The sequence below is a fragment of the Mycobacterium shunyiense genome (assembly GCF_058270075.1).
In genome coordinates, this window is the sequence record NZ_JBZDPU010000001.1 from 157,031 (window position 1) to 179,173 (window position 22,143).

A 22,143-nucleotide genomic window follows, 5' to 3' on the forward strand; every position below is an offset into this window, starting at 1 on the left:
ATCTGGCGTCAGCCCGCGGTGTCGGCCTCCGCTTTTGCCAGCTCGGCCTTCCATTGCCGGAACGTCTCCTCGGTGCGTCCACGACGCCAGTAGCCCGAGATCGAGGCGGCCCACTTCGCCCGGACGCCGCGCTCCTTGCGGATGTACGGGCGCAGATTGTGCATGACGGCCTGGGCCTCGCCGTGGATGAACACCTGGACCTGGCCTGGCAGCCAGGCCGCCTCTTTGACCGCGGCAATCAGTGGTGCGTTGTCTCCGGCGTGGTCGTCGCCGACCAGGTCGGCGCGCCCACCCCGGTGGATCCATGTGACCTCGACACCATCGGGAATGGTGAGCGCGATTTCATCCCCCGGGCCGGCCACCTCGATGAAGACCTTGCCGATCGCGTTGTCGGGCAAGGCTTCCAGTGCTGCACTGATGGCGGGCAGCGCGGCTTCGTCACCAGCCAGCAGATGCCAATCAGCGGCCGGGTCGGGGGTGTAGGCCCCGCTCGGCCCCATCAGGTAAGCGGGCTGACCGGGTTGGACCGCCGCAGCCCACGGTGCGGCTACGCCCTGCTCACCGTGCACGACGAAGTCGATGGTGATCTCGCCACGCTCGGCGTCGACGTTGCGCACGGTGTAGGTGCGCACCGTCGGTCGCTGCTCGGCGGGCAATTCCTGAAAGCTGTCCAGTGTCAAAGGCTTCGGCAGCGCCGCGACATCGACACCGTCAGGGACGATGGCGATTTTGACGTAGGCATCACTGAACTCGTTGGGCGAGAACGTGTCGAAGCCATTTTCACCGTTGCCGCCCAGCACCAGCCTGACCATGTGGTCGGTCAGTTGCTCGCGGCGCACCACTTCAAAAGTGTGCACGGGACGTCCTGCCATACCGCCTCCAAAACTCGCTCGGCCGGATCTCTTTATTAGCCGACCTCATCGACTATACGGAGACAGGCCCCGCGAATGGGGTCTACCGGCGCCGGCGCAACCGCCAGCACCCGTCCTCGCTGACGACCATCCCGGCGAGCTCCAACGTCGTCAACGGCCCCAGTATCTGATGCGGCGGAAGGGCGGCGAGCATCGCGATCTCGTCCACGGTGTGGGCGCCGCGCGACGGCAGCGCGTCGTAGACCTGTTTCTCAATCGGCGAGAGCTTGTCGAGCGGCGCCACCGGATGCGGCTCCTCCGATGCGAGTTCGCCTATGCGGCCGACGAGTTCGACGATCTCCTCGGCACGGCCGACCAGATTGGCACCACCTCGGAGCAGCGCATGGCATCCCGCCGATGCCGCCGATGTCACCGGCCCTGGCACCGCGCACACCGACCGGCCCAGCAACTTGGCCCACCCGGCTGTATTGGCCGCACCGCTGCGCAACCCGGCCTCGACGACCACCGTCGCGCCCGAGAGTGCAGCGACCAACCGGTTGCGAGTGAGAAACCGCAGCCGGCCCGGCGCCACGCCAGGCGGATACTCGCTGACCAACAGGCATTCCTGGCGGATCCGGTGGAACAGTGCGCTGTGCCCGGCCGGGTACGGATTGTCGATGCCGCCGGCCACGATCGCGACGGTCATGCCCTCGCAGGCCAGGGCGGCGCGGTGCGCTGCTCCGTCGATTCCATACGCACCGCCGGACACCACCGTCACCTCGCGCTCAACCAACCCGGCGGCCAAGTCAGCGGTCACGTGCTCGCCGTACGCCGTGGCCGCGCGGGTACCGACGATCGCCGCGGCGCGCTCAGTCACCTCGTCGAGCCGGACCGGCCCGCTCGCCCACAACACCAACGGCGGATGATCATTGGAACGCTTGCGATCCTTGCCCACGCCCAGCGCGCGGAATCGCAGCAGCGGCCACTCATCGTCATCGGGGGTGATCAACCGCCCGCCCATCTTGTCGAGGATGTCCAGATCCCTGACTGCACAATCCAATTCCCGACGGGCCTCGACCCGGCTCGACAACTCCGACTCGACTTCACCGGATTTGACCCGATCGGCCGCCTCGACAGGACCCACCTGCGCGACGAAGGCCGCCAGTTCCGCGCACGGCGGCTCAGCGACCCGTGACAGATAGGCCCAGGCACGCCGGACCTCGTCGGTCATGACACACCCCCGGCCCGACGGAAGCCCAACGCCGTGGCCACGTCCTCACGCGCCGGCATGGTCCGGCCGGCGAGATCGGCCAACGTCCAGGCGACTCTCAAACTCCTGTCGGCGCCGCGCATGCTGATCACCCCAAGGTCGAGTGCGGACCGCAACGGCTCCATGGCGGCTCTGGGCAGTCGGAACTCACGCCGCAGCAGCGAACCGCCGACCTCGGCGTTGGTACCGATCCCGTACGGCTTCCACCTTTCCTGGGCGGCGAGGCGGGCTGCCGCAACGCGGTCGCGCACCACGGCGCTCGACTCTCCGGCCTGCGGGGTGAATGCTCCGACGCTGACGGGATGCAACTCCACCTGCAGGTCGACGCGGTCCACCAATGGCCCGGACAGCTTGCCGCGATACCGCAGCCTGGCCTGGGCCGAACAGACACAGTCCTGCGATTTGGGCGGCGCGCACGGGCACGGATTGGCCGCCAGAACCAGTTGGAAGCGGGCTGGGTAACACGCCACCCCGTCCCGGCGGGCCAGCCGGATCTCACCGTCCTCCAACGGGGTTCGCAGCGCTTCGAGGGCACTTGAGCCCATCTCGGCGAACTCGTCGAGAAACAACACACCGCGGTGTGCCCGACTGACCGCTCCGGGGCGAGCGAACCCGCTTCCGCCTCCGACGAGCGCCGCCACGGTCGAGGTGTGGTGAGGAGCCACGAACGGCGGCCGCGTGATCAGCGGTGTATCCCCTGCCAGCAGCCCTGCCACGGAGTGAATCGCGGTGACCTCCAACGACTCCCCCGGCGACAACGGCGGCAACAAGCCTGGAAGACGCTGCGCCAACATCGTTTTACCGATGCCGGGAGGGCCGGTGAGCATCAGGTGGTGAGCACCCGCGGCGGCCACCTCCAGGGCGTAGCGGGCCTGAGCCTGACCGACCACGTCGGCAAGATCAGCTGTGGGCTCGGGGGCGCACCCCGGCGCGGCCACCCGCGCCACCAGATCCCCTTTGCCGTCGAGCCAGGCCTGCAGCTGACGCAACGTGCGCACACCGCACACCTCGATCCCGTCCACCAGACTCGCCTCGGCCAGGTTGTCGACGGGCACCACCACGAGGGGCCAGCCCTCCTGCTTGGCGGCCAACACCGCCGGCAGGACGCCGTGGACCGGACGGATACGGCCGTCGAGGGCGAGTTCGCCGAGCAGAACCGACTTTTCCAGCCGGGCCCAGGCCGTCTTGGTGTGCGCCGAGAGCACCGCAGCCGCCAGCGCCACGTCATAGACCGAACCGACCTTGCGCAACGTGGCCGGGGACAACGCCAACGTCAGGCGCGACATCGGCCATTCGTTGCCACAGTTGGTGATCGCCGCCCGCACCCGATCCCGCGACTCCTGCAGGGCGGTGTCGGGCAACCCCACCAGATGCACGCCCGGCAGCCCCGAGGTGATATCCGCCTCGATCTCCACGATGACGCCGTCCACCGCACGCACGGCCACCGAATAGGCTCTGCCCAAACCCATTTCAACCCACCCCCTTGAGGTGCGTCAGCTCGGGTTCTCGGCGGCGGCCGAGGCGCACCCCGATCACGTCGATGCGCAGTGCGGCGAAACGAACGTCCTGCTCGGCCAGCCACAGCGCCGCCAGCCGGCGGATGCGGCGCACCTTCTGGGCCGTCACCGCCTCGGCCAGCCCGCCGAAACCATCGCCGGTGCGGGTCTTCACCTCGACGAAGACCGCCGTGTTGGTGGCGACGTCCACGGCGATCACGTCGAGCTCGCCGTAGCGGCATCGCCAGTTGCGGGTCAGGGTGCGCAAGCCCTGTGCCGTCAGATACTCGACGGCCAGCTGTTCGCCCAGTGCGCCGATCTCGGCCCGTGTCAGAGAACTCATGCCCACACCGTGCGGACCCGGTCCGACAGCATCTGCTCAATCCGGCCGAGTTATCCCCAGCGTCGAGTTCATCCACAGGTCTCGCCCACCCCGGTAGTGTCCTTAGGTGATGCTCAGCTAACGCCGAAAGGATTCACTTGATGCTCACACGCTGGAGCCGCCGGGTTGCTGTTGTCCTGTCTGCCGTCGCGGTCGCCGCCGGGATGGTCGCGTGCTCCAGTTCGGGGTCTGACGAGCTGTTGATCTACAACGCCCAGCACGAGTCACTCACCAAGGAGTGGATCGACGCGTTCACCAAAGAGACCGGCATCAAGGTCACCTACCGGCAGGGCGGTGACACCGAGCTCGGCAACCAGCTGGTGGCCGAGGGCAACGCCTCCCCGGCCGACGTGTTCCTCACCGAGAACTCGCCGGCGATGGCGGCTGTCGAGAAGGCCGGGCTGTTCGCCGACGTCGAGCAGCAGACCATCGACCAGGTCCCGGCCCAGTTCCGCCCGTCGTCGAACAAGTGGAGCGGCGTGGCGGCGCGCTCGACGGTCTTCGTCTACAACAAGGCCAAGCTGCCGGCCGATCAGCTGCCCCACTCGATCATGGATCTGCAGCAGCCACAGTGGAAGGGTCGCTGGGGTGCGCCGCCGGCCAAGGCGGACTTCCAGGCGATCGTCGCGGCCATCCTCGAACTGAAGGGTGAGCCGGCGACCGCGCAGTGGCTCGCCGGGTTGAAGACCAATGCCGTTGTGCTCCAGGACAACATCGCCACGCTTCGCGCCGTGAACGACGGTCAGGTCGACGGCGGGATCATCTATCACTACTACTGGTTCCGTGATCAGGCCAAGACCAGGGAGATCAGCGGAAACACCGCCCTGCACTACTTCAAGAACCAAGACCCCGGCGCGTTCGTCAGCCTGTCCGGCGGCGGCGTCCTGAAATCCAGCAAGAAGCAGGATCAGGCCCAGCAGTTCCTCCGGTTCATCACGGGCAAAGCCGGTCAGGAAGTGCTGCAGAAGGGCACCTCGTTCGAATACCCGGTCGCCAGTGGTGTCGCGGCCAACCCGGCCCTGCCGCCGTTGGACACGTTGCAGGCGCCCGCGGTCAACCCGTCCAATCTCGATGCCGCCAAGGTCACCGACCTGATGACGAAGGCTGGCTTGCTGTAATTGGTCGCGACAGAAGCACCACCGGCTCAACCCGGACCGCAGCAGCGTTCCGCACGTCCCCGGCCGGGGGCAGCGCTGAGCTCCGCCGTGGTGCTCTTGCTGGCAGCGACCTTCATCCCGCTGGGTTACGTCGCCTGGTCGGTCATCACCACCGGCCCGGGTCGGGTGATCGAGCTGGTGGTGCGGCCCCGGGTCGGCGAACTCCTGCTCAACACCGTGGGCCTGGTCGTGATCACCGTGCCCGTGTGCGTCGCGCTCGGAGTCGGAGCAGCCTGGCTGGTTGAGCGCACCGATCTGCCGGGACGGACGTGGTGGCGGCCGGTGTTCGTCGCACCCCTGGCCGTGCCTGCGTTCGTCAACAGCTACGCCTGGGTGAGTGTGGTGCCGTCGTTGCACGGATTCTCGGCCGGGGTGCTGATCGCGACGCTGTCGTACTTCCCGTTCGTCTATGTGCCCGCCGCGGCCACGCTGCGTCGCATCGACCCGGCACTCGAGGAATCGGCCCGCGCACTCGGTTCGGGGTCCTCGGGCGTGTTCTTCCGGGTGGTGCTGCCGCAGCTCCGCCTGGCGATCCTGGGCGGCGCACTGCTGATCGGTGTCCACCTGCTGGCCGAATACGGCGCGTTCGCGATGATCCGCTTCTCGACCTTCACCACCGCGATCTTCGAACAGTTCCAGGCCACGTTCGACGGCGCGGCCGGCGCCACGCTGGCCGCCGTTCTGGTGCTGCTGTGCCTGCTGCTGTTGGTCACCGAAGCCGCGGCCCGCGGCAATGCCCGCTTCGCACGGATCGGCTCCGGAGCGCAACGGGCCAGTGCGCCGATGCGCCTGGGCCACACCATGGTGCCGGCCACCGTCGGATTGCTGGCCCTGGCCGCCCTGGCACTGGGAGTTCCGCTGTGGACGCTGACGCGGTGGACGTGGATCGGTGGCGCGCAGGTGTGGGACGCCACCGAGATCGGTACCGCGCTCGCCCAGACCGCGACGCTGGCCGCTGCCGCCGCGGTTCTGACCACCGTGCTGGCCTTCCCGTTCGCCTGGGTCGCCGTCCGCTACCGCGGCCTGCTGGCCCGCTCGATCGAGGGCGCCAACTTCATCACCAGCTCGATGCCCGGCATCGTCACCGCGCTGGCCCTGGTCACCGTCGCGATCCGCTACGCTCCCCCGCTCTATCAGACTGCCGCCCTGGTGATCTGCGCCTACGTGCTGCTGTTCCTGCCGCGCGCCCTGGTCAGCCTGCGCTCGGGCCTGGCACAGGTCCCGCCGTCAGTGGAAGAAGCCTCACGTTCGCTGGGGGCCTCACCGGCGCGGACGTTCGTGCTGATCACCCTGCGGCTGACCGCCCCGGCCGCCGCGGCCGGGGCCTCGCTGGTTTTCGTCGCCGTGGCAACGGAATTGACCGCGACGCTGTTGCTGGCACCGACCGGCACCCGCACCCTGGCCATGCGGTTCTGGTCGCTGAGCAGCGAACTCGATTACGCCGCGGCGGCACCCTACGCCCTGATGCTGATCGCCTTGTCCATACCCGTGACCCTGATGCTGTTGCGTCAGTCGACAAAGGTGGCTGCCCTGTGACCGACGATGTCCTGCAGGTGCGCGGACTCCGCAAGTCCTTCGACGGCACTGCGGTGCTCGACGGCATCGACCTGACCCTGACGCCGGGCACCATCACCGCGGTGGTCGGGTCGTCCGGGTGCGGTAAGACCACGCTGCTACGGGTGATCGCCGGCTTCGAATCCCCCGACGCCGGCACCGTGACCATCGGTGGGCGCGAAATGGCAAGTCCGACAAACACTGTCGCACCCCATCGACGCGACGTCGGTTACGTGGCACAGGACGGTGCATTGTTCCCCCACCTGACGGTGGCCCAGAACGTCGCTTACGGTCTGCATGAGCGCGGCACCGCGGCCCGGGCCAGGGTCGGCGAGCTGCTGGCCACCGTGTCCCTGGATTCGTCGTTCGCGCAGCGCCGCCCGCATCAACTCTCCGGTGGCCAGCAGCAGCGCGTCGCGTTGGCCCGGGCGCTGGCTCGCCGGCCGGTGGTCATGCTGCTCGACGAGCCGTTCAGCGCGCTCGACACCGGTCTGCGTGCCGCCACGCGAAAGTCCGTGGCCCGTGCGCTGTCCGAGACCGGGGTGACCACCCTGATCGTGACGCACGACCAGGAGGAGGCGCTGTCGATCTCCGATCAGGTCGCGGTGATGCGCGAGGGCAGGTTCACCCAGGTCGGAACACCCGAGCACGTGTACCGCCAACCCGCCGACCGGTTCACCGCCGAGTTCCTCGGGGACTGCATCACGGTGGCCGGCACCGTCACGTCAGGTTGGGCCGACAGCGCGCTGGGCCGGATACCGGTACAGGCCGGCGCCGCCGACGGTCCGTGCACGCTGGTGCTGCGGCCTGAACAGCTTGTCGCCACCGCGATTTCGGACAGCGAGGGTGATGCCCACGCCGCCGCCAGTGTGGGAACCGTGGTCGGCACCGAGTTCCTCGGCCACGATGTGCTACTCACCATCGAGCCGGCCGCGGCCGGTGAGCCCATCGTCGTACGTCAGCACAGCCTGAATCCGCCGGCCCGCGACACCAAGGTCCGGATCGATGTGCGGGGCGCGGGAACGGCGTTGCCTTGAGCCACATCGTCTCCGCGTTGAGGGCGCACGGTGACCGGATCGCGGTCTTCACCGAGACCCGGCAGATCAGCTACTCGACCCTCGCCGACCTCGTGTCACAGTCCGCGATGACGCTGGGCACCGAACGACGCCTCGTGCTTCTCGAAGCACGCAACGACCTGCCCACCCTGGTGCACTACCTGGGCGCACTGGCCGGTGGCCACGTGTCCTTGCCGGTACCCGCGGACGGCGACCACGGCACGATCCTGCGGACCTACTCCCCCGACACCGTGATCGACGCCGCAGGCATCCACCACCGGCGCACCCACAGCACGCACCGGCTGCACGACGATCTGGCACTGCTGATGTCGACCTCGGGCAGCACCGGGTCACCGAAGCTGGTCCGGCTGTCCTACACCAATCTCGCCAGCAATGCCGCCGCCATCGCCGAGTACCTCGCGATCAGTGAAACCGATCGGGCGGCAACGACATTGCCACTGTCGTACTGCTACGGACTGTCGGTGGTCAACAGTCACCTGCTGCGCGGAGCCGGCCTGGTCCTCACCGATCGCTCGGTGGTCGACGACGAGTTCTGGGACCTGTTCACCCGTTACCGGGCCACCACCTTCGCCGGGGTAAGCCACACGTTCGAACTGCTCGACCGCATCGGCTTCGACACCATGGACCTGCCCCATCTGCGGTACCTCACCCAGGCGGGTGGGCGGATGGCACCCGATCGGGTGCGCCGTTTCGCGGCACTGGGACAGCGCCGTGGCTGGCAGCTGTTCGTGATGTACGGCGCCACCGAGGCGACCGCCCGGATGGCTTATCTGCCACCGGAATTGGCTCTGGCACACCCCGAAGCCGTCGGACGTCCGATTCCCGGCGGCAGCCTGTCCATCCGTTCCGGTGACGGCTGGCCCGAGGGCACAGGTGAACTCGTCTACCGCGGCGCCAACGTGATGCTCGGATACGCGCAGCGACCCGAGGACCTGGCCCTCGGCGCCACCATCTCCGAACTCCGCACCGGCGACATCGCCCGGCGCACCTCGGACGGCCTGTACGAAGTCATCGGCCGCAGTGGCCGATTCGTGAAGCTGTTCGGCCTGCGCATCGACCTCGACCGTCTCCAGACCACCCTCGCCGACCACGGAGTGACGGCGTTGTGCGCCGACGACGGCGAAGCCCTTGCGGTGGCCGCCGTTGACACGGGCGCAACGACTGCCGGTGAAGTGCAGCAGTTGACCGCCACTCTGGCCGGCGTGCCCGCCGGTGCGGTGCGCTCGGCGCTCGTCTCCGAACTGCCCCGGTTGATCTCGGGCAAGCCCGATTACGCCACGGTGCGCACGTTGGCCGCCGCACCCCCAGTCGGCGACATCTCGGACCTGAAGGGCCTGTTCGCCGAGGTTCTACACCTGCCTGCTGCGTCCGTCGACCGCGACGCCAGCTTCATCGATCTCGGCGGTAACTCACTGTCCTATGTGGCGATGTCGGTTCGGCTGGAACGCGCCCTGGGACGGCTGCCGAAGGATTGGCACCGGATGCCGCTGCGGGACCTGGAGCACCATTGCGCGCCCCGTCGGCGTCGATGGGCAACCGTGGAAACCAGCGTCGCCCTGCGTGCCGCAGCCATTGTCCTCATCGTCGGTTCGCATGCCGAGTTATTCGCACTGTGGGGCGGTGCGCACATCCTGCTCGGGGTGGCCGGTTACAACTTCGGCCGGTTCTGCCTGACCCCGGCCCCGCCGTCGACGCGGCTACGTCACCTACGCAACACGATCGCCTGGATCGCCGTGCCCTCCATCGTCTGGGTCGCCGTCGCGCTGGTCCTCACCGACGACTATCACGCGTCGAACCTGTTGCTGGCCAACAAGTTCCTCGGGCCGCCCGACAGCATGACCGCCGGACGATTGTGGTTCGTCGAGGTCCTCGTCTGGATCCTGGTGGCACTGACCGCGGTATGCGCACTGCCGGGCGCCGACCGGCTGGAGCGACGCCGCCCGTTGGCCTTCGCCGCGGCGTTCCTCGCACTCGGGTTGGTATTGCGTTACGACCTACCCGGTTTGGGTCTGGGCCGCGAAGCCTGGTTCACGGTGCTGGCGTTCTGGTTCTTCGCGGCCGGGTGGGTGGCGGCCAAGGCCACCGCCACCTGGCAACGCGCCCTCGTCACCGTCGTGCTGGCGGTGGGCTTGCACGGCTACTTCGGCAACACTGGCCGGGAAACCCTGGTACTGGCCGGGTTCGCACTGCTGATCTGGCTGCCCGCGGTGCGCTGTCCCGCGCCGATAGCGACTGGCTGCGGGCTGCTCGCCGGGGCCTCGCTGTACACGTACCTGACGCACTACCAGGTCTATCCGTTGTTCGGCGACCACCGGGTGCTCGGTGTGCTGGCGGCGCTGATCGTGGGGGTGGCGCTCACGTACCTGATCAACGTGACCCGAAGGAAGTTCGCGAGAAGACGCGTAGGTGCCCGGATCGCGACGAAAGTGGGTCCCTACGTGTCTGCTCGGCAGGGAAACTCAGTCCGCCAAGCGGTCGGCGACCAGCCCCTCCTGCACCAGCGTGGCGGCCACCGCACCGTCGGCACGCAGCAGGCTTGACGTGATCAGCCCCCGCCCCCGCTCAGCGGCAGGTGAGCGTGACTCCAGCAGGTTCCACTCCCCGGCCCGCACCGGACGGTGAAACCAGATCGACGAATCCGTGGTGCCACTGCGGTGACTGCGCGACCGCATGCTGTGCCCATGCACAGCCAACGCCGGATCGATGCCGTACAGGTCCGTGATGTACACCGCGATCAGCATGTGCACCAACGGATCGTCCGGCAGCTCGGTGGTGACCCGCCACCACATGCGGCGCACGAACTCCTCGCCCGAACCGTCGTCGGCGATGCGGATGTCGAACTCGTCGAGCGGCAGGGACGGCGCCGGGCCGGGCGGGCCGGTGCACGGAAGCACCTCGGGGTCGTGTGGCATCGCACCGAGCCCGTGTGCGGGGCCGGCGAGGGCTGTCGCGAACGACACCGTGGCCGTGGTCAGCATGCGGCCATGTTCATACGATTCGACACGTCGCGCCGAGGCGGTACGCCCGTCGTACACGCGGTGCACGCGCTGCTCGACCGGTTCCCCGGCGTCCCCGCCGCGCAGGAACTGCAGGTGCATGTTGGTCGGTGACCGGTCATCCCCCACCGTCCGGCAGGCGGCGGCCAGGCTCTGTGCGGCGAGCAGACCACCGTAGGCCCGCTTGCCGGCCGGACCGCTGGCCTGCCCGGTGAACACATCGCCGTCGGCGGCCCGTACGTCCAACAGCTTCAGCAGAGCACTCATTGATCGGTACCCGTTGCGACAGTGCCCGATTCGGTCAGCGCGGCAATCTCGTCGGCACCGAGCCCGAGGTGTTCGGCCAGCACCGAGTTCGTGTCGTCGCCGAGAGCGGGAGCAGGGACCGCAGGCGGATACATCCCGCCGATCGAAACCGGCAGGCCCGGCGCCAGGTAGGTGCCGATGCGGGGTTGCTCCAGCGGGGTGAACAGCGGATTGGCGACCACCCGCTCGTTGACGGCGACCTCCGCGAAGCTGCGGTACCGCTCCCAGAGCACCGAGGTGCCCGACAGCGCCGCACTGATCTCCTCGGCGGTGTGTTCGCTGAACCACAAGGTGAACAGGCCAGTCAGGGCGTCTCGGTGGATGTACCGCTGCCCCTCGTCGGTGAAGTCTGCGCCGAACGCCTCGGCAAGGGCGGCAACGGCTTTGGTGGTGCCCGTGACCTCGGTGAGGTCACGGAAATGCCGTCCGGTGAGCGCCACCAGCATGAAGCCGACGCCGTCACTGCTGGTGAAGTTCTGTCCGTAGGTGCCGTACAGCGTGTTGCCGAGCCGTTCGCGGCCGGTACCGTTGATCATCACCTCCGTCAGGAATCCGAGATTGCCCGCGGTGGCGAGGGCGACGTTCTCCAGCGGGATGCTGATCCGGGCGCCTTCACCGGTGGAATCACGGTGGCGCAGTGCGGCACTGACCGCCAGCGCCACGTACAGCCCACAGCTGACATCCCAGGCGGGCAACACATGGTTCACCGGGGTGGACAGCTGGGCTGGCCCGGTGACTATCGGGAAGCCCAACCCGGCGTTGACCGTGTAATCCACCCCGGTGCCGCCGTCGGCACGCCCGGACACCTCGACGTGGATCAGGTCGGGACGCTGCGCGGACAGCACGTCGTACGAATGCCATTGCCGTCCAGCCACATTCGTGATGAGCACACCGGCCTCGGCGATCAGCCGTTGCACCAGCTGCTGGCCCTCCGGTGAACGCATATCGGCAGCCACCGAACGCTTGCCCTTGTTCAGCCCGGCCCAGTAGATGCTGTCGCCACCGTCGGTCAGCGGCCAGCGGTGATAGTCGGCAGCACCCCCGATGGGATCGACGCGCACCACCTCGGCGCCCAACTGGGCCAGGGTCATGCCGGCCAGCGGCACGGCGACGAAACTGGAGATCTCGACGATCCGTACCCCGGCCAGCGGGCGGGTCGGGTCCGGCGTTACGGATTCGGCCATGGGAGTCAAGCTATCAAGCCGGTTCGCCCACCAGTTTCACCGCGGCGGCCTCGATGGTGTCCTCGGACAACAGCACCTCCAGTGCGGCATCGCCCAGCGGGATGAAGCTGTCGGCACTGGAGACCCGCTGCACCCGCCCGGTGAAGCCGTGGTCAGCGAGTTCGGCCAGCACCCCTTCCCCCACACCCCCGGTGCGGCGGGTCTCGTCGACGATGAGCACCCGTCCGGTCGCGTCCGCCTCGCGCAGCATGTCCTCGACCGGCAGCGGCGACAGCCAGCGCAGGTCGACCACCCGGGCGGCGATCCCGGCGCGCTCCAGGCGCGCCGCGACCCGCAGGCTCATCCACAGTCCGTTGGCGAACGTCAGGATGGTCAGGTCGGCGCCGTCGCCGTACGTGCGGGCCGTACCGACACGGACTGGCTGCTGTGGATAGGCCGCCAGCCACTGCTCGTCACCGTCGGCATAGAGATCCTTGCTGTGGTACAAGGCGATGGGTTCGAGGTAAATGCACACCGCACCAGCAGTTTTCGCGGCGGAAACGCAGGTGTGCAGCATCGCCGCGGCGTCGTCGGGCCGGGCCGGCGAGGCGATCACCACCCCGGGAATGTCGCGGATCGCGGCGACCGAGTCGTCGTTGTGGAAGTGACCGCCGAACCCCTTTTGATACCCGTAGCCCGCGATCCGCACCACCATCGGATTGCGGTACTGCCGGTTGGAGAAGAACTGCAGCGTGGCCCCCTCACCGCGGATCTGATCGGCGGCGTTGTGCAGATAGGCCAGGTACTGGATCTCCGGGATCGGCACCAGCCCCGAGACACCGGCGCCCAGGGCCAGTCCCAAGATGGTCTGTTCGTCGAGCAGGGTGTCGAAGACCCGCGCGGAGCCGGCCGCAGCCGGCAGGCCGCGGGTCACCCCGTAGACACCGCCCTTACGGGCGATGTCCTCGCCGAACACGATCGCCTCCGGATGCGCCTGCAGCACCTCCTGCAGCGCCCGATTGATGGCCAGAGCCAGGGTCAGCGGTGGACCGCCGGGCTCACCCGGCGCGACGGCGGAGACCGACTTGGCCTCGTCCAGTGTTTCGCGCAGCGGTTGCATCACCGCCGTCGCACTGTCCAATCGCGGGCGATCGCTGACCTCGCGCGCCAGGCTCATCACCTCGGCCCGTTTGTCCTCATAGCGTTGCAGCACCTGATCAGGCGTCAGAATGCCATGGGCCACAAGTGTTCTCGCGGTGGTCAGCACGGGGTCAAGCTCATAGTCGGCAACGATGTCGGTAGGCCGCCGGTAGGCCTGCTCATAGTCGGACCCGGCATGACCCATCAGCCGTACCGTGCGCAGGTGTAAGAATGCCGGTTTGCGAACGCGCCGGACCCAATCGGCCGCGGCGCGTGCGGTTTCGACCACATCGACAAGGTCGCACCCGTCGGCGGCGAAGTACTGCAACCCCTTGCGGTCCCCGTAGGCACGGGCGATCCAGCCGCGCGGCGTCGGCGTGCTGATCCCGATGCCGTTGTCCTCGCAGACCAACAGCAGCGGCATCGGCAGGCCCTGGTAGGCGGCGTGCAGGGCGGCATTGACGGCGCCGACGGTCGTCGAATGATTGGCCGAGGCGTCACCGAAACTGCACACGGTGACCGCGTCCTCCGGCCATGGGCAGGCCACACCGAGCTTGCGGGTGCGGGCGATCGAAAACGCCACCCCGACCGACCGCGGCAGATGTGACGCGATGGTGGACGTCTGCGGAATGATGTTCAGGTCCTGACGGCCGAACACCTTGTGCCGCCCGCCGGAGATCGGCTCAGCGGTGGCCGCCACCAACCCCAGCAGCACGTCGCGCAGCGGATCGCAGCCGTCGACCTGCGCGGCGCGGGCCAGGTAGAAGCCGCCCGACCGATAGTGCAGCAACGCCGGATCGCTCGGCCGCAGGGCGGCGGCGACAGCGGCATTACCCTCGTGCCCGGACGATCCGATGGTGTAGAAGCCCTGCCCCTGCGAACGCAGCCACCGGGCGGCCAGGTCCAGATGCCTGCTGCCCAGCTGAGCGTCGAAGAGCGCCAAGGGATTCGGCATATCCAGTGCCGGGGCATCCTCTGAGCCCGGCGCGATGAGCGACGCTACCGTCGCGGTGAAGTACGCGTCGATGGGCTCGATGGTCATTCAGATCAGCTCGGTCGCCTCGGCGATCGACGGCAGCACGCGGCTGGGCCGGAACGGATAACGTTCGATGTCGGAGACCGACGTCGAACCGGTGAGCACCAGGATGGTCTCCAGACCCGCCTCGATCCCGGCCACCACGTCGGTGTCCATCCGGTCCCCCACCATCACGGTGTTCTCCGAATGCGCCTCGATCCGATTGAGCGCACTGCGGAACATCATCGGATTGGGCTTCCCGACGAAGTAGGGGTCGCGGCCGGTGGCCTTGGTGATCATCGCCGCCACCGATCCCGTCGCGGGCAACGGGCCCTCGGCCGACGGACCTGAGACATCGGGGTTGGTGGCGATGAATCGGGCGCCGCCGAGAATCAGTCGGACGGCCTTGGTGATCGCCTCGAAGGAGTAGGTGCGGGTCTCCCCCAACACCACATAGTCGGGATCGATGTCGGTCAGGGTGTAGCCGGCCTCGTGCAGCGCGGTGGTCAGCCCGGCCTCGCCGATCACATACGCCGAGCCGCCCGGCTGCTGATCGGCCAGGAACGCCGCGGTCGCCAGTGCGGAGGTCCAGATCGACGTCTCGGGCACGATCAGCCCCGACCGGGCCAGTCGGGCCGCCAGATCACGCGGGGTGAAGATCGAGTTGTTGGTGAGCACCAGAAACGGCCGTTGTTTGTCGGCCAGAGTCTGCAGGAACTCGGCGGCGCCCGGGAGCGCGTGCTCCTCGCGGACCAGGACGCCGTCCATGTCGGTTAGCCAGCACTGGGCAGGTGAACGCACCGGTCCAGTGTCTCAACTCGCCGTGCGGATCAAGCGGCAACGGAGTTATCCACAAGGTGTGGCGATGGCATGGCGGTGACGCCCCCGCCTCCATACGATGGGGCGATGGCAGCCCTCGAAGACCTCGAAGCGCGGGTGGCAGCGCTGGAGGCCTCCCATTTTGACTATCGCGCGGTGCTTGCGGCAGTCAACGCATTGGGTGCCAATCAGCGTGAGCAGGGCCAACGACTCACCTCCGTCGAGGGGCGGCTCACCTCGGTCGAGCGCGAACTGACGGACTTCCGTCAAGAGACCCGAGCCCGCCTGCGCTCAGTCGACGAGCATCTGGCCGAGATCAAGGACCTCATAACCGGCCGGCGCTGAAAGCAACGGCCCGGTGAGCGGAAACCGCACAGCCGGGCCGTTGACTACTCAGCCGAGATCAGTTGGCGTGCTGATCGGCGACGTCGAGCGCGGAGTCCAGGATCGCCAGACCCTCGCGCGCCTCCTGCTCGGTGACGTTGCACGGCGGCACCACGTGGATGCGGTTGAAGTTGGCGAACGGCAGCAGGCCGTTGGCCTTGCACGCGCCGATCACGGCATTCATCGCCGGGCTGGAGCCACCGTAGGGCGCCAACGGTTCGCGGGTCTGCTGATCCGCCACGAGCTCGACCGCCCAGAACACGCCCGCGCCACGCACCTCGCCGACGCTGCGGTGCTTGGCCGCCAACTCGGCCAGGCCGGGTGCCAGCACCTCGGCACCGATCTTGGCGGCGTTCTCGACCATGCCCTCGTCAGCCATGGCGTTGATGGTGGCGACCGCAGCCGCGGTGGCCAGCGGGTGCCCGGAATAGGTCAGCCCACCCGGGTACGGACGATGCGCGAACGTCTCATAGATGGCCGGGCTGATCGCGACACCACCGAGCGGAACGTAACCGGAGTTCACCCCCTTGGCGAAGGTGAGCAGATCGGGCACCACGTCGAAATGCTCAATGGAGAACCACTTTCCACTACGACCGAAGCCGGCCATCACCTCGTCGGCGATGAACACGATGCCGTAGCGGTCGCAGATCTCGCGCACCCCGGCCATGTACCCCGGCGGCGGGACCATGATGCCCGCGGTACCCGGGATCGACTCCAGGATGATCGCGGCGATGGTGGTCGGACCCTCCATCTGGATCAGCTTGTCGAGGTACTCCAGAGCGCGCTGGGATTCCTGTTCCTCGGTTTCGGCGTGGAACGACGAGCGGTAGAGGAACGGCCCGTTGAAGTGCAGGGTGCCGGAATTGCCGCGGTCGTTGGGCCAGCGCCGCGGGTCACCGGTCAGGTTGATCGCGGTGTCGGTGCCACCGTGGTAGGCGCGGTACCGCGACAGCACCTTGTAGCGGCCGGTGTGCAGTCGGGCCATCCGGACCGCGTGCTCGACCGCGTCGGCGCCGCCGTTGGTGAAGAACACCTTGTTCAGCTCACCGGGGGTGCGCTCGGCGATCAGCCGGGCCGCCTCCGAACGTGCCGCGTTGGCGTATTGCGGAGCCACGGTGCAGAGCTTGGCGGCCTGCTCGGCAATCGCGGCAACAACTTTCGGGTGCTGATGACCGATGTTGGTGTTGACCAGCTGGGAGGAGAAGTCCAGCAGCCGGTTACCGTCGCCGTCCCAGACGTACGAACCCTGGGCGGCGGTGATCGTCATCGGCGAGATCTCCTCCTGCGCCGACCAGGAGTGGAACACGTGTGCACGGTCTAGTTCGTAGGCCCGCGCGGCCTCGGCCTTCGCCGCATCGACGGTCAACCCGTTGGGCAGCGTGGCGGACTCTTGAATCGCAGTCATGAGTTGAATTCTCTCACTTGTTCTCGGGGAAGCCGAGGTTGATGCCACCGTGGCTGGGGTCCAGCCAGCGGGTGGTGATGGCCTTGGTGCGGGTGAAGAAGTGCACGCCTTCGGCGCCGTGCGCATGGCTGTCACCGAACAGCGATGCCTTCCAACCACCAAAGCTGTAGTAGGACATCGGAACCGGGATCGGCACGTTAATGCCGACCATGCCGACCTCGACCTCGTTCTGGAACCGCCGCGCGGCGCCACCGTCGTTGGTGAAGATCGCGGTGCCGTTGCCGTACGGGTTGTTGTTGATCAGCTCAAGCGCCTCGTCGTAGGTCTCGACGCGCAGGACCGACAGCACCGGGCCGAAGATCTCGTCGGTGTAGACGCTCATCTCCGGGGTGACGTTGTCGAGCAGGGTCGGGCCGAGCCAGAAGCCACCCGAATCCCGTTGACCCGCCCCGTCCAGGACCGTACGGCCGTCGACGACGACCTTGGCACCGTCGGCCTCGCCCGCGTCGATGTAGGAGGCCACCTTGTCGCGGTGGGCCTTGGTCACCAGCGGCCCCATGTCCGAATCCTTGGTTCCGTCACCGGTTTTGATGGTGGCGGCACGCTCGGCGATCTTGGCGACCAGCTCGTCGGCGACAGGGCCCACAGCGACGGCGGCCGAGATGGCCATGCAGCGCTCACCGGCGGAACCGAATCCGGCGTTGATCATGGCATCGGCCGCGAGATCCAGATCGGCGTCGGGCAGGATCACCGCGTGGTTCTTGGCCCCACCCAGGGCCTGCACGCGCTTGCCTGCCGCGGTGGCAGTGGCGTACACGTACTGCGCGATCGGGGTGGACCCGACGAAGGACACCGCCTTGATCTTGGGGTTGGTCAGCACCTCGTCGACGGCCGTCTTGTCACCCTGCAGGACGTTGAACACACCCTCGGGCAGTCCGGCCTCGGCCCACAGCTGCGCCATCCACAGCGAGGCGCTCGGGTCTTTCTCCGACGGCTTGAGCACCACGGTGTTACCGGCGGCGATGGCGATCGGGAAGAACCACATCGGCACCATGGCGGGGAAGTTGAACGGCGAGATGATGCCGACCGGTCCCAGCGGCTGCAGCACGGAGTGCACGTCGACGTTGGTCGACGCGTTCTCGCTGAATCCACCCTTGAGCAGATTCGGGATGCCGCAAGCGAACTCGACGACTTCCAGACCACGGCTGACCTCGCCGAGCGCATCGGAGAGCACCTTGCCGTGCTCGCTGGTAATAATCTCTGCGAGTTCGCCCTTCCGCTGGTTGAGCAGCTCGCGGAAGGCGAACAACACCGAGGTGCGCTTGGTCAGGGACGTGTCCCGCCAAGCCGGGAACGCCGCGGCGGCGGCGTCGATCACCGCACGCGCGTCATCCACACTGGCCAGCGCGACCTCGCCGGTGACCGCACCGGTCGCCGGGTTGGTCACCGGGGCGGTGGCGGTCGAAGTGCCGGCAAACACCTTGCCGTCGCGCCAATGCTGGATGACATTGCTCATGGATTCCCGAACCTTCCTGTGGCGATAAGTACTGGTACTACTCTGGGCCACCGTCAATACCAGCGGGACGATCATCTTGTAATCCTGATCAGCCGGTTCATTACACTTTGTAAAATGATCCCGACCGTGCGCGACATCGTCAGCCTGCCGGTGGTGCAGGCCGGCGAGCCCGAGGTGCTCAGCGCACAACAGCTGGACCGGCCGGTGCGCTGGGTCCACGTGAGCGACATGCCGGACCTGGCCGGCCTGCTGCAGGGTGGCGAACTGGTGCTCACCACCGGTGCGGCACTGCGTGACGCGCCCCGCGACTACCTGCGACGGATGCACCGGGCAGGAGTGGTCGGCGTGGTCGTCGAACTGGGCACCCGCATCGAATCACTGCCCGACAGCGTCGGGAAGATGGCGCAGACTCTCGGCCTGGCGCTGGTCGTCCTGCACCGACAGACCAAGTTCGTCGAAGTCACCGAGGCGGTGCACCGCCTCATCGTGGCCGACCAGTACGAGGAACTCGAGTTCGCCCACCGCACCCACAAGACCTTCACCGAGCTGAGCATGAAACGGCCGTCGATGGCCGACATCGTGCGCGCGGCCGCCGAGATGATCGATGAATCGGTGGTGCTGGAGGACCTGTCCCGCCAGGTGCTGGCGATCTCACCGCGCAACGAGCCGGCCACCACCGTGCTCGCCGACTGGCAACAGCGATCCCGAGCGATGACGGAACCGTGGGTCACCACGGCCGTCGGCCCCCGCGCCGAAGAGTGGGGTCGGCTGATCGTCCCGCACGCCCCGGCCGCGCCGGACAAGACGAAGATGGTCCTGGAACGCGCCGCACAGGCGCTCGCCCTGCACCGGATGGCCGAAAGGGGCCGGACCGGTCTCGAGCATCAAGCCCAGAGCGGGTTGATCGACGATGTTCTCGGCGGACGAATTGACGACGACCGCGAGGCCGATGCCCGGGCGCTGGCCCTCGGTCTGCGAGCCGGTGGCACCTACCTGCCGGCCACCGTCCGGGTGGGTGCGCCACCGGACCGGCTCGATCCGGTGGGCACCCAACGCCGCAACATCCGCATCCTCGATGCAGTCACTCACAGCGTGAAAGCCCAAGGGCACAGCGCGATCTGCTCGATCCGGCGAGACGGAGAGATCGGCCTCGTGCTGGCGCTGAATCCGCGGCGCGGTTCCAGCACCGAAGTCACCCTGAGCCGGCTGGCCGAGGGCTGGCGTGAGGCCATCGCCCGTGGCGGCGACGCGGACAAGGTCGTCATCGCCGTCGGTGGTGGCGCCGGAGCGTTCGCCGACGCCGTCCACGGGTTGCGCGAAGCTGCCCACGTCGCCGAAGTCGCGGCGTCGATGCCGGATCTGACCCGGCCGTTCGTGCGGGCCTCCGACGTCCGGCTGCGCGGACTGATCACGCTGCTGCTCGACGATCCGCGCGTCCAGATGTTCGCCGAAACCGAACTCAAGTCCGTTCTGATCCACGACGCCGATCAGGGCAGCGACGATCTGGTCGTGCTCCGCGGTTACCTGGAACTCGCGGGCAACAAGTCCGCACTGGCCAAACGTCTGCACATGAGCCGCCCGGCGCTCTACGGCCGGCTGGCCTCGATCGAACGGAGACTCGGCGTCAACCTCGACGACGGTGAATCGATGACGTCGCTGCACGTGGCGCTGCTGGTGCTGGACGCGCAACGCGGTGCCGCCGCACAGCCGCCACGCTGAGAGCACCTCGGGACTCATACTTGTCCGATGGCAGATCGCAATGTGTTGGGCGGCCGGCTCGAGGAGTGCGGCACCGACCCGCTTACCGGCTTCTACCGCGACGGATGCTGCTCGACGGGCGACGCCGACGCGGGCCGGCACACCATCTGCGCCGTCGTGACCACCGAATTCCTGGACCACCAGCGGTCGATCGGCAACGACCTCTCGACACCGGCACCGCAGTACCGGTTTCCCGGCCTGGTGCCCGGGGACCGCTGGTGCGTCACCGCGGTCAACTGGCTGCGCGCGCACAATGACGGCCAGGCGGCCCCGGTGGTACTGGCCGCCACCCATGAGCGCACCCTCGACGTGGTGCCGCTCGACGTTCTTCGGCAGTACGCGGTTGATGTGCCCGACGACCTGGGCAGCCTCTGAGGCTCCGTAGGCTCGAGCCGTGAGCGTCGCACCCGATACGAGCGTCACCCTGGACAACCGCTTCGCCCGCGCGCTTCCCGAGATGGCCGTCGCGTGGCAGGCCGAGCCGGCCCCCGCACTGCGGTTGCTGGTACTCAACGAGGCGTTGGCGGCCGAACTCGGCCTCGACGGCTCGTGGCTGCGCAGCCCCGACGGCCTCGGCCTGCTGTCGGGCACTGCCGTGCCGGACGGAGCCACCCCGGTGGCCCAGGCATACGCCGGGCACCAGTTCGGCGGGTACGTTCCGCGCCTGGGCGACGGCCGCGCGCTGCTGCTGGGCGAATTCGTCGGCGCCGACGACCGCCCCCGCGACCTGCACCTCAAGGGGTCGGGGCGCACGCCGTTCGCCCGCGGCGGGGACGGTCTGGCCGTCGTCGGGCCCATGTTGCGCGAGTACATCGTCAGCGAAGCGATGCACGCCATGGGCATCCCCACCACCCGTGCCCTCGCTGTGGTGGCCACCGGGCGCGACGTCCGGCGCGAGACGCTGCTGCCCGGGGCGGTACTGGCGAGGGTCGCCGACAGCCATCTGCGGGTCGGCAGTTTCCAGTACGCGAGCGCACAGGCACAGACCGTGGGCGACATCGCGCTGCTGCGGCGGCTGGCCGACCACGCCATCGCCCGGCACCATCCCAGCGCGGCCGATGCCGAGAACCCGTACCTGGCGCTGTACGAGGGTGTCGTCGCGGCGCAGGCCACGCTGCTGGCCCAGTGGATGCTCGTCGGGTTCGTCCACGGCGTGATGAACACCGACAACATGACCATCTCCGGTGAGACCATCGACTACGGGCCGTGTGCGTTCATGGAAATCTTCGATCCGGCAACGGTGTTCAGCTCGATCGATCATGGCGGCCGCTATGCCTACGGGAATCAGCCGACCGTCGCCGCGTGGAACCTGGCCCGCTTCGCCGAAACCCTGTTGCCCCTGCTCGCTGACGACGGTGAGCACGCCGTCGAACTCGCCACCCGGGCACTGCGCGAGTTCGGGCCGCAGTTCGACGCCGCGTGGTCGGCTGGGATGCGCGCCAAGCTCGGACTGCCCGACGATGTCGACGATGAAGTGGCCCGCAGCCTGATCGACGACCTGCTCGCGCTGTTGCAGCAGAACCGAACTGACTACACGTCGTTCTTCCGCGACCTCGCACGTGCCAAGCGCGGAGAAGCCGAGATCGCCGGCGGATTCGACGAGTGGCTGGCACGGTGGCAAGCCCTCGGGCCTGACACCGCTGCCATGGACCGGGTCAATCCCATCTACATTCCCCGCAATCATCTCGTCGAAGAAGCGTTGAACGCCGGGACGAACGGCGACATGGAACCCGTCGAGCACCTGATGGACGCGCTCGCTGCGCCCTTTGACGAACGTCCCGGGCTCGAACGGTATGCCGCACCCGCGCCCGACGACTTCGGTACCTACCGCACGTTCTGCGGAACCTGACGACCA

Annotated in this window: 18 protein-coding genes; 8 read left to right on the forward strand and 10 right to left on the reverse strand. The window is 68.0% G+C overall.

All coding sequences use genetic code 11. The features are described from left to right. Positions 1-8 precede the first annotated feature (8 nt). The 4 genes from AC4ELH_RS00795 to AC4ELH_RS00810 form a co-directional block, all read right to left on the reverse strand. Positions 9-872 (reverse strand): siderophore-interacting protein, encoded by an 864-nt coding sequence (locus tag AC4ELH_RS00795; protein ID WP_498882980.1) that lies wholly within the window; start codon positions 870-872, stop codon positions 9-11. 82 nt (positions 873-954) lie between these two features. Continuing rightward, positions 955-2,082: a DNA-processing protein DprA gene (gene dprA / locus AC4ELH_RS00800; RefSeq protein WP_498882981.1), complete on the reverse strand. Its 1,128-nt coding sequence runs from the start codon at positions 2,080-2,082 to the stop codon at positions 955-957. Beyond that, the gene (locus AC4ELH_RS00805) at positions 2,079-3,590 is read right to left on the reverse strand and encodes a YifB family Mg chelatase-like AAA ATPase (RefSeq protein ID WP_064867665.1); all 1,512 of its coding nucleotides are present in this window, start codon (positions 3,588-3,590) and stop codon (positions 2,079-2,081) included. Before AC4ELH_RS00805 ends, dprA begins: the two co-directional genes overlap by 4 nt. A 1-nt stretch (position 3,591) precedes the next feature. Next, complete coding sequence (locus AC4ELH_RS00810) at positions 3,592-3,960, reverse strand: YraN family protein (protein WP_498882983.1); 369 nt, start codon at positions 3,958-3,960, stop codon at positions 3,592-3,594. A gap of 140 nt (positions 3,961-4,100) precedes the next feature. Between AC4ELH_RS00810 and AC4ELH_RS00815 the strand changes: the two genes are divergently transcribed. The 4 genes from AC4ELH_RS00815 to AC4ELH_RS00830 are packed head-to-tail and all read left to right on the forward strand — an operon-like array spanning position 4,101 to position 10,326. Next, the gene (locus tag AC4ELH_RS00815) at positions 4,101-5,117 is read left to right on the forward strand and encodes an iron ABC transporter substrate-binding protein (protein WP_498882984.1); all 1,017 of its coding nucleotides are present in this window, start codon (positions 4,101-4,103) and stop codon (positions 5,115-5,117) included. Further along, positions 5,118-6,692: an ABC transporter permease gene (locus AC4ELH_RS00820; protein ID WP_498882985.1), complete on the forward strand. Its 1,575-nt coding sequence runs from the start codon at positions 5,118-5,120 to the stop codon at positions 6,690-6,692. Further along, a complete protein-coding gene (locus AC4ELH_RS00825) occupies positions 6,689-7,747 on the forward strand; it encodes an ABC transporter ATP-binding protein (RefSeq protein WP_498882986.1) in 1,059 nt (352 codons plus the stop codon). Before AC4ELH_RS00820 ends, AC4ELH_RS00825 begins: the two co-directional genes overlap by 4 nt. After that, complete coding sequence (locus AC4ELH_RS00830) at positions 7,744-10,326, forward strand: AMP-binding protein (RefSeq protein ID WP_498882987.1); 2,583 nt, start codon at positions 7,744-7,746, stop codon at positions 10,324-10,326. Before AC4ELH_RS00825 ends, AC4ELH_RS00830 begins: the two co-directional genes overlap by 4 nt. On the opposite strand, the gene AC4ELH_RS00835 is transcribed toward AC4ELH_RS00830, so the two are convergent. From AC4ELH_RS00835 to AC4ELH_RS00850, 4 genes are read right to left on the reverse strand one after another with little or no spacing between them, the layout of a single operon-like run. Next, a complete protein-coding gene (locus AC4ELH_RS00835) occupies positions 10,246-11,049 on the reverse strand; it encodes an acyl-CoA thioesterase (protein ID WP_498882989.1) in 804 nt (267 codons plus the stop codon). The genes AC4ELH_RS00830 and AC4ELH_RS00835 overlap by 81 nt on opposite strands. Beyond that, positions 11,046-12,272 (reverse strand): CoA transferase, encoded by a 1,227-nt coding sequence (locus AC4ELH_RS00840; RefSeq protein WP_498882990.1) that lies wholly within the window; start codon positions 12,270-12,272, stop codon positions 11,046-11,048. Before AC4ELH_RS00840 ends, AC4ELH_RS00835 begins: the two co-directional genes overlap by 4 nt. Before the next feature lie 13 nt (positions 12,273-12,285). Beyond that, positions 12,286-14,433 carry a thiamine pyrophosphate-dependent enzyme gene (locus AC4ELH_RS00845; protein ID WP_498882991.1) on the reverse strand — a complete coding sequence of 716 codons (2,148 nt, stop codon included), beginning with the start codon at positions 14,431-14,433 and terminating at the stop codon, positions 12,286-12,288. Next, positions 14,434-15,207: an HAD-IIA family hydrolase gene (locus AC4ELH_RS00850; RefSeq protein ID WP_498882992.1), complete on the reverse strand. Its 774-nt coding sequence runs from the start codon at positions 15,205-15,207 to the stop codon at positions 14,434-14,436. Positions 15,208-15,312: 105 nt separating this feature from the next. Between AC4ELH_RS00850 and AC4ELH_RS00855 the strand changes: the two genes are divergently transcribed. Beyond that, positions 15,313-15,570 (forward strand): hypothetical protein, encoded by a 258-nt coding sequence (locus tag AC4ELH_RS00855; protein ID WP_064886967.1) that lies wholly within the window; start codon positions 15,313-15,315, stop codon positions 15,568-15,570. A 58-nt stretch (positions 15,571-15,628) separates the two neighbouring features. Here AC4ELH_RS00855 and AC4ELH_RS00860 read toward each other — a convergent pair whose 3' ends face one another. Further along, a complete protein-coding gene (locus AC4ELH_RS00860; protein WP_498882993.1) occupies positions 15,629-17,014 on the reverse strand; it encodes an aspartate aminotransferase family protein in 1,386 nt (461 codons plus the stop codon). Between the two features lie 13 nt (positions 17,015-17,027). Beyond that, a complete protein-coding gene (locus AC4ELH_RS00865) occupies positions 17,028-18,530 on the reverse strand; it encodes a CoA-acylating methylmalonate-semialdehyde dehydrogenase (RefSeq protein ID WP_064959879.1) in 1,503 nt (500 codons plus the stop codon). Between the two features lie 114 nt (positions 18,531-18,644). Here AC4ELH_RS00865 and AC4ELH_RS00870 point away from each other — a divergent pair, with 114 nt between their 5' ends. The 3 genes from AC4ELH_RS00870 to AC4ELH_RS00880 are packed head-to-tail and all read left to right on the forward strand — an operon-like array spanning position 18,645 to position 22,137. After that, a complete protein-coding gene (locus AC4ELH_RS00870) occupies positions 18,645-20,249 on the forward strand; it encodes a PucR family transcriptional regulator (protein WP_498882994.1) in 1,605 nt (534 codons plus the stop codon). A 27-nt stretch (positions 20,250-20,276) separates the two neighbouring features. Continuing rightward, entirely contained in the window at positions 20,277-20,663 is a 387-nt protein-coding gene (locus AC4ELH_RS00875) for a DUF2237 family protein (protein WP_064886971.1), read from the forward strand. A gap of 19 nt (positions 20,664-20,682) precedes the next feature. Beyond that, complete coding sequence (locus AC4ELH_RS00880; protein WP_498882995.1) at positions 20,683-22,137, forward strand: protein adenylyltransferase SelO; 1,455 nt, start codon at positions 20,683-20,685, stop codon at positions 22,135-22,137. Positions 22,138-22,143 lie beyond the last annotated feature (6 nt).

Bases quoted from the DNA above. Each gene is read 5' to 3' on its own strand.
- AC4ELH_RS00810 (WP_498882983.1), bottom strand. From the start codon at position 3,960: ATGAGTTCTCTGACACGGGCCGAGATCGGCGCACTGGGCGAACAGCTG.
- AC4ELH_RS00870 (WP_498882994.1), top strand. From the start codon at position 18,645: ATGATCCCGACCGTGCGCGACATCGTCAGCCTGCCGGTGGTGCAGGCC.
- AC4ELH_RS00840 (WP_498882990.1), bottom strand. From the start codon at position 12,272: ATGGCCGAATCCGTAACGCCGGACCCGACCCGCCCGCTGGCCGGGGTA.
- AC4ELH_RS00865 (WP_064959879.1), bottom strand. From the start codon at position 18,530: ATGAGCAATGTCATCCAGCATTGGCGCGACGGCAAGGTGTTTGCCGGC.
- AC4ELH_RS00855 (WP_064886967.1), top strand. From the start codon at position 15,313: ATGGCAGCCCTCGAAGACCTCGAAGCGCGGGTGGCAGCGCTGGAGGCC.
- AC4ELH_RS00805 (WP_064867665.1), bottom strand. From the start codon at position 3,590: ATGGGTTTGGGCAGAGCCTATTCGGTGGCCGTGCGTGCGGTGGACGGC.
- AC4ELH_RS00845 (WP_498882991.1), bottom strand. From the start codon at position 14,433: ATGACCATCGAGCCCATCGACGCGTACTTCACCGCGACGGTAGCGTCG.
- AC4ELH_RS00815 (WP_498882984.1), top strand. From the start codon at position 4,101: ATGCTCACACGCTGGAGCCGCCGGGTTGCTGTTGTCCTGTCTGCCGTC.
- dprA (WP_498882981.1), bottom strand. From the start codon at position 2,082: ATGACCGACGAGGTCCGGCGTGCCTGGGCCTATCTGTCACGGGTCGCT.
- AC4ELH_RS00835 (WP_498882989.1), bottom strand. From the start codon at position 11,049: ATGAGTGCTCTGCTGAAGCTGTTGGACGTACGGGCCGCCGACGGCGAT.
- AC4ELH_RS00795 (WP_498882980.1), bottom strand. From the start codon at position 872: ATGGCAGGACGTCCCGTGCACACTTTTGAAGTGGTGCGCCGCGAGCAA.
- AC4ELH_RS00875 (WP_064886971.1), top strand. From the start codon at position 20,277: ATGGCAGATCGCAATGTGTTGGGCGGCCGGCTCGAGGAGTGCGGCACC.
- AC4ELH_RS00860 (WP_498882993.1), bottom strand. From the start codon at position 17,014: ATGACTGCGATTCAAGAGTCCGCCACGCTGCCCAACGGGTTGACCGTC.